This window comes from Pseudoalteromonas sp. UBA2102 (assembly GCF_002331165.1).
Classification (GTDB): Bacteria; Pseudomonadota; Gammaproteobacteria; order Enterobacterales; family Alteromonadaceae; genus Pseudoalteromonas; species Pseudoalteromonas atlantica.
Genome location: NZ_DCYU01000007.1, coordinates 1 through 7,112, shown reverse-complemented (window position 1 = coordinate 7,112; position 7,112 = coordinate 1). Strand labels below are relative to the sequence as shown.

The window sequence follows — 7,112 nt, the reverse complement described above, 5'->3', positions numbered from 1 at the left end:
TGACGGTTAAATAGGAGAGTTAATCATGTCATCTCTTTCTAATTTTAAAAAAAGTGCGCTTATTTTACTGTTAGCCAGCTCACTAGCAGCATGTGGCGATAACGATAATAACGACTCTATTGAAGATCAAGAACCTGTGGTTGTTGTAGAGCCCGAACCTGTTGTTTATGAGTTTACTATCACTTTTAGTAACTTAACGGCTGGACAACCACTATCACCACTCTCGGTCATTGCATTTGATGAAACCCCACCATGGAAATTTGGTGAAACGGCTTCTGTCGGTTTAGAAATGATTGCAGAAAGCGGCGCTAATGAAGAGTACCTTAGCGATGAAAATGCACTTGCTTCAGTCTCGGCTGAAGGCGGCATTGGCCCTGGCGAAACAACCTCTGTAACCCTTTTAGTTGATGCACAAGATGTTCTTAATTTATCTTTTGCTGCCATGCTTGGGAATACAAATGACGCTTTTACCGGTCTTAGTTCTGTAGATGTATCAACATTGGAAGTAGGCAGTTCAATATCACGAACGACGCCCGTTTACGATGCAGGTACGGAGGCGAATACAGAAACAGCTGACACTGTGCCTGGTCCCGCTGCTGGCGGCGAAGGGTTTAACGAAATACGCGACGATATTGCCGATATAATCACAATGCACCCAGGTGTTGTGTCTAATCAAGATGGCTTATCAACCTCTGCACTAGGTGCTGAACATAAGTTTGATAACCCAGTATCAAAAATCGTGATCACTCGTACACAGTAAAACAGCTTGTAATGGGGATGTGAGGCGACACGGATGTCCCTTTTTTACGAGGTTAACCATGCGGCACGAAAAAATACTGGTAGTAGAAGACGACAGAGAAATAGGGCAATTAATAACAACTCAACTTGCTGCGTTAAATTTGCATGTTGACCATGTTGTAAGCGCTGAGCTCGCACTAAAAAAAATAGCAAAACAACCTTACGGGCTTATTTTACTGGATATAAACCTGCCACAAATGGATGGCTTGAGTTTATGCCGTAAAATTAAAGAGCACTACCCTACCATTTCCGTTATTTTACTTACCGCGCTCAGCAGCGATATGGACCGTGTAATTGGCCTTGAAATGGGTGCTGATGACTATATTTGTAAACCCTTTTTTGCTCGCGAATTACAAGCCCGCGTTAAAACACAATTACGCCACCGCTCACAACTTCTAGCGATTCAAAATAACGAAAACGACAGCCCGTGCAACGAACAAACGCTAAATATAGGCTCACTCAATATTGAATTTAGCTCACATCAAGTTTATTTAGACGAACAAGCACTTAACCTCACCGCCACTGAATTTGATTTACTGGTATATTTTGCTCGCCACCCAAACCATGTTTTTAGCCGCCAGCAATTGCTCGACAAAGTATGGGGGTATCAGCACAGCGGGTACGAGCATACCGTTAACTCACATATAAATAGGTTACGCGCCAAACTTGAGCTACATCATCAAGCGCCTATTATCGAAACCGTTTGGGGCGTTGGCTACAAACTAAATCCAAGCCAACTTACTTAAGAGCCTTATTATGAACCTATCTTTGTATCAAAAATTAGCGGTGTCGTTGGTGGTTATATTTTGCTTTATTTGTGCACTCGTATACAGCTGGAGTAAACAACTAGAGCTCACCTCAAAACATCATGGCGAGCAAAACCTGCACTTAGCCCTTGCTGAGCATTTAGTACAAGATAACCCATTAATAAAAGAGGGTGTATACGACTACGCAGCCCTAGAAAACCTATTTCATACCTTAATGTTATTAGGCCCCGCATTTGAGTTTTATTTTGTAGATGAAAACGGAAAAATCCTCACTTACTCAGCAAAGCCTGGTAAAGTTAAACGCACTCATATTAATTTAGCCCCCTTAAAAAAGCTGATTAACACCCCAGCTGCAGCGCCAATTTATGGTGATGATCCAAGAAATAAAGCGCAGCAAAAAATATTCTCTGTAGCGCCTGTTTTTAATAACGATAAGCTGCAAGGGTACTTGTATGTAATTATTGGCGGTGAAGCTTACGATACCTCTTTAAACACAATTAAAAATAATGACAAACTATGGCTTGCCGCATTATGGCTTGGAGCTGCACTTGCATTTTTACTGATTGCGATGCTTATTTTACTGCGCTTTTTTACCAACCCTATTCAGCGATTAGCCCGTGATGTAAGCAATATTGAAGCAGCTAATTACAGCCTTACCGATACCAAACTTAGTAACTATTCGACCCAAAAAAGTAACGAAGTGCACAGTTTAGGCCGTAACATTCAAGCTATGGTTACCCGTATTGACGAGCAATTTAAAGCACTTGAGCAAAGCGATAAACAGCGCAAAGAGTTGCTTACCCACTTATCTCACGATTTAAGAACCCCCCTTGCCTCTTTGCAGGGGTTTTTAGAGGTGCTTAATCAGTCGGGGGCGCAATTAAGTGCTCAAGAACAACGTGAGTACTTACATGTATCCCTTAATAACTGCGCGCAGCTTAAACAGCTTATTGAACAAATTTTTGAATTAGCCCATTTAGAAAACGGCGAAATAAGCATTCACAAAGAAACCTTTAATTTAGGTGAGCTTATTTACGATTGCATTGCTAAGTTTTCTCTAACCGCCGAGAAAAAAGGCCTTAACTTAACGGTAGAGCCCGCAATTTGCGATTTTCCTGTTGTAGCCGATATTGCAAAACTTGAGCGTGTTTTAAGTAATTTAATCGATAACGCAATAAGGCACACACCTAAAGGCGGCAGCATAGCTGTAAACGTTAAGCGTATTGATGAAAAGCAATTATTTGTGCAGGTTTCTGATACCGGCGTGGGTATTAAGCATGATGAGCTAAACGCGATTTTTAATCCGCATTACCAGGCTTCAAATTCAAATAACGAAGGGCGCCAACAAGGTGGCTTAGGGTTGGCTATTTGTAAGGGGTTACTAAAACTTATGGACAGTGAAATAAATGTACAAAGTGAGCTGGGCAAAGGCACTATGTTTAGCTTTAACTTGCCGCAAAAAATAAAGGTATAGCCAACGGCTATACCTTTAGAACATTACTTAATTTTGATTTACTTATTTTTTAATACCGGCTAAATCAAGCATAAATGCATAGTTTAGCGCAGTATCTTCTAGGCGTTTAAAGCGACCAGACGCCCCGCCATGGCCGGCTTCCATATCTATTTTAAACAGCAGTTTATTATCATCTGTTTTATAGTCACGCAGCTTTGCAACCCACTTAGCCGGTTCAAAGTATTGAACTTGTGAGTCATGTAAACCGGTAGTCACTAACATATTAGGATACGCTTGCTTTGAGACTTGATCATACGGCGAGTACGACAGCATGTAATCGTAATATTCTTTTTCATTTGGGTTACCCCACTCACCATACTCATTGGTAGTAAGTGGTATGCTTGCATCAAGCATAGTAGTGACCACATCAACAAAAGGCACTGCTGCAACCACCCCTTTATATAGCTCTGGTGCTTGGTTAACCACCGCGCCCATTAATAAACCACCAGCACTACCACCGTAGGCAAATATTTCGTATTTTGCGCCATAACCTTGTGCCACTAATGATTTGGTTACATCAACAAAGTCGTTAAAAGTGTTCTTTTTAGTTAATAATTTTCCGTCTTCATACCATGGGCGCCCTAACATTTGCGAACCACGCACATGCGCTATAGCAAACACAAAGCCACGGTCTAATAAGCTTAAACGTGAGCTTGAAAAAGTAGGGTCCATAGTGGCGCCGTACGAGCCATAACCATATTGCAGTAATGGGTTTGTGCCATCCTTTTTAAATGCATCTTTACGGTACACTAAGCTTACGGGGACTTTTATACCATCGCGCGCCTTTATAAAAATACGCTCCGAGGCATAGTTATCTGCGTTAAAATCACCTAACACGGCTTGCTGTTTAAGTAGGGTTTTATCACCTGATTTAAGGTCTATATCGTACGACGAAACCGGTGTCGTCATACTGGTATAATAAACACGTAATTTGTCGCTGTTTATATCGTTGTTGCCATAGCTTGCAATGGTATAGGCACTGTCGTTAAAGCTTAGCGTGTGCTCATCTCCTGTCGATAAATGGCGAACAATAAGGCGCGACTGACCCAACTCTCGCTCTTGATATACAAGGTAGTCTTTAAATAAATCAACGCCTTCTAGCTTAATATCATCGCGCGGCGCAATTACCGTTTGCCAATTTGCTTTATCATGCGCTTTATCTACATCCACCTTCATAAGCTGAAAGTTAACCGCATTTAAGTTAGTGACGATGTAATACGTATTGCCAAGCTTTGAAATACTGTATTCTAGGTCGTCCTCACGCTCAATTAAGCGCTTAGGTTTAGCTTTATTATCATCTGCGCTGAGTACCGACATACCAGAGGCATTGGTGCTGCTGTGCCAAATATATATTTCTGAGCCATCTTTGCTCTTACTAATACCCGTGTAATAACTTGTATCAGCCTCTTCGTAAATAAGTTCATCATCGCTTTGCGGTGTACCTAACGTATGGCGAAAAACTTGATAGCCAAGTAAGGTTTGTGCATCTTTTTTAATGTAGTAAAAGGTTTTATTATCGTTTGCCCAAATAACGCCGCCATTTGTTCCCTCAAGCGTGTCTTCGAGTAATTGACCTGTGGTTAAATCTTTTACCTTTATGGTGTAAATTCTACGGCTAACGGTGTCTTCCCCGTACGCCATTAAATTTCCGTTAGTACTTACAGATAAGCCACTTACAGCAAAGTAGTCGTGATCTTTGGCCAACGCATTTACATCTAAAATAACTTGCTGATCAGTGCCTTTAAAATCGCTACTGCGAACATAGGTAGGGTATTCGTTTTCGCCACGCGTTTGCGATGAATAAAAATAGTCGCCTTTTTTAACAGGCACCGAGTCATCGTCTTTTTTAATACGCCCTTTTAACTCTTCAAATAACTTATCTTGCAATGTTTGAGTATGCGCAAGCATTGCCTCGGTATAAGCGTTTTCAGCATTTAAGTAACTTATAACGTCTGGCGCTTTACGCTCGTCATCACGCAACCAGTAGTAATCATCAATACGCGTATCGCCATGAATCGTCATTTCATGAGGTACTTTTTTAGCAATTGGCGCCACGGCGCTCACTGGTTTTTCTGTTTGTTGTGTTTGCATAGTAGTTGCTGTATCTGAAGGTGTACTTTTTGGCGCATTATCACACCCGGCTAGCACAGCGAGTGATAACGCGGCTAGCGTGAATGAAGAACGAATCATTATGAAATCTCTATGGTTTTTATTATTGGTGCTATTAAATATACCTAATAATAAAGCGTGGTGTAATTTAGTTTGTGAAGCTATGTAAAAAGGGAGCCGAGGCTCCCTTTAAAATAACGTGCTAGTTATAAAATTACTTTTGTTTACGACGACGCATAAATGCAAACGGCGCAGCAAGTAATGTTAACCAAGCTAGTGAGCCCGATGAACCATTGCTTTCAGGCTCTGGTGTTGGCGTCACTGGCTGAGGGTCTGCAATGGTATCGTTAACAACGATTGATACCATAGTTTCTTCGGCGCTAGTGCCTGATGCTTCACGCACTGTGTATGTAAAGCTATCTTCACCAGAGAACTGTGCATTTGGCGTATAATCAATCGTGCCATCTTCATTCACGGTTGTAGAGCCATTTGCAGGTGCAGAAACCACCTCAACAGTTGATGCCACTAAGCTGCCTTTAATTCTTACACCTTTATGGGCAGAGAATTCTGCGTTTTCTGTTTCTGAAGAGGCTACTGCGTCAAATACAAAACGCGACTCAGCCATATCATTAGCTAATACATCAATAGTCACTGTTTGTTCTTCATCAACTTCTACTGCATCTGCGGCTGTGTAATGGCTGCGATCTTTTGCAAAGGCTTGATATTGAATATCAACAACACCGCCTTTGATTTGATCGACTAAGTAGCCACTACCAATAGCATTACCCGTTGGAACTGTGTCCAGCATTGCACCTACGTTGCCATCAGCAGACTCTACACCCGCTGAGTAAGGCGCAGGTAAAGCAGGCACATCAATGTAGTTCATACGAACTTCATCAGTGCCTTCTTTTAAGATCACTTGGAACGTGTACTTATCACCTAAAGAACTACCCCAAAGCTCAACGTCATGCCATTCTACAACTACATAGCCGCTATCAAATTTAGCCACATAAAGATCACCGCCACCGCTCGTGCCACCAGCTAAATCAAAGTCAGCCCAAAGCGGCGCAATAACACCATTAGGTGTACGTGCATTAGGCATTGCTTGAGGGCTCCAAGAGTTAGTTGTATTTACATCTGCACCAACAGCAATAAAGCCGTTATCTGAGATAGTAAATGCTGAGTACTCTTTCCCATCAAAAATAAAGTCAGCTTCAACCGTAATGGTTATCTCATCACACCCGTCAGGACATGCTTGTGGTTCAATGCCTTCATCAGCCAATGAGAAGGTACCTAAGAAATCACTGCTGTTAATAGCAAATTCTTTTGGTCCCAATGTACCCGTCCAGGTTAGCTCTTTATTGTCTTCACTTAATGTTACTTCACCTGCACCATTAGTCACTTCAACAACAGGGGCAGCACCTTTAAGAAGCTCCGCATTTTCGTCAAGGTTTACATTTACTGATAGCTCGTCAGTGAACAGAGTATTATTAAATTGCACTCCTATTTTTGCAGGAGTAGAAGAATTTAAAGAATCGGCATCGACTGTTGCACTAAACACACTGCTATTTGTTGCTTCGTTATCGTAAATAGCAAATGGTAAGTGAGCGATTTGACCTGTCTCAGTATGAGTCCACACTACGTGGCCAAAGTTCCAACCTTTTACATCGTTAAATGTTGAATCAATATCTAAGTTAAATTCAGCCATGTCAGTGCTTGTTTCTGTACCTTCTGCATCCGTTGAAGTAGAACCATGCGCGCCAAGCATAACGGTGCTAGGCGAAACTGTAATTTCAGCGCCTTGCATATCAGTTACTACTTTTGCAGTCCACTCACCAGCAACATCAGTCATATTTTGCACGGTATTTGAGAAACTACAAACACTTAAACAACTAGGGTCAGCGTAAGAGCCATGATCAAATGTA

General features: G+C 41.7%; 5 protein-coding genes. 3 read left to right on the top strand and 2 right to left on the bottom strand.

The features are described 5' to 3' along the window. Positions 1–25 precede the first annotated feature (25 nt). Genes B2R65_RS00565 through B2R65_RS00555 form a run of 3 tightly spaced genes read left to right on the top strand, consistent with a single transcriptional unit; the run spans position 26 to position 3,039 of the window. A complete protein-coding gene (locus tag B2R65_RS00565; protein ID WP_286740080.1) occupies positions 26–760 on the top strand; it encodes a spondin domain-containing protein in 735 nt (244 codons plus the stop codon). A gap of 58 nt (positions 761–818) precedes the next feature. After that, positions 819–1,544 carry a response regulator transcription factor gene (locus B2R65_RS00560; protein WP_004589008.1) on the top strand — a complete coding sequence of 242 codons (726 nt, stop codon included), beginning with the start codon at positions 819–821 and terminating at the stop codon, positions 1,542–1,544. A 10-nt stretch (positions 1,545–1,554) separates the two neighbouring features. After that, positions 1,555–3,039, top strand: coding sequence for a sensor histidine kinase (locus B2R65_RS00555; RefSeq protein ID WP_286740074.1), 1,485 nt, complete (start codon positions 1,555–1,557; stop codon positions 3,037–3,039). A 42-nt stretch (positions 3,040–3,081) separates the two neighbouring features. Here the strand turns inward: B2R65_RS00555 and B2R65_RS00550 are convergent, their stop codons facing one another. Together B2R65_RS00550 and B2R65_RS00545 are read right to left on the bottom strand one after the other, a co-directional pair. Continuing rightward, on the bottom strand, positions 3,082–5,268 hold the full coding sequence (locus B2R65_RS00550; protein WP_286740072.1) for a S9 family peptidase: 2,187 nt from the start codon (positions 5,266–5,268) through the stop codon (positions 3,082–3,084). 133 nt (positions 5,269–5,401) lie between these two features. After that, positions 5,402–7,112 (bottom strand): Ig-like domain-containing protein (locus tag B2R65_RS00545; protein WP_286740070.1); only part of this gene is annotated, 1,711 nt, incomplete at its 5' end.

Bases quoted from the DNA above. Each gene is read 5' to 3' on its own strand.
- B2R65_RS00565 (WP_286740080.1), top strand. From the start codon at position 26: ATGTCATCTCTTTCTAATTTTAAAAAAAGTGCGCTTATTTTACTGTTA.
- B2R65_RS00560 (WP_004589008.1), top strand. From the start codon at position 819: ATGCGGCACGAAAAAATACTGGTAGTAGAAGACGACAGAGAAATAGGG.
- B2R65_RS00555 (WP_286740074.1), top strand. From the start codon at position 1,555: ATGAACCTATCTTTGTATCAAAAATTAGCGGTGTCGTTGGTGGTTATA.
- B2R65_RS00550 (WP_286740072.1), bottom strand. From the start codon at position 5,268: ATGATTCGTTCTTCATTCACGCTAGCCGCGTTATCACTCGCTGTGCTA.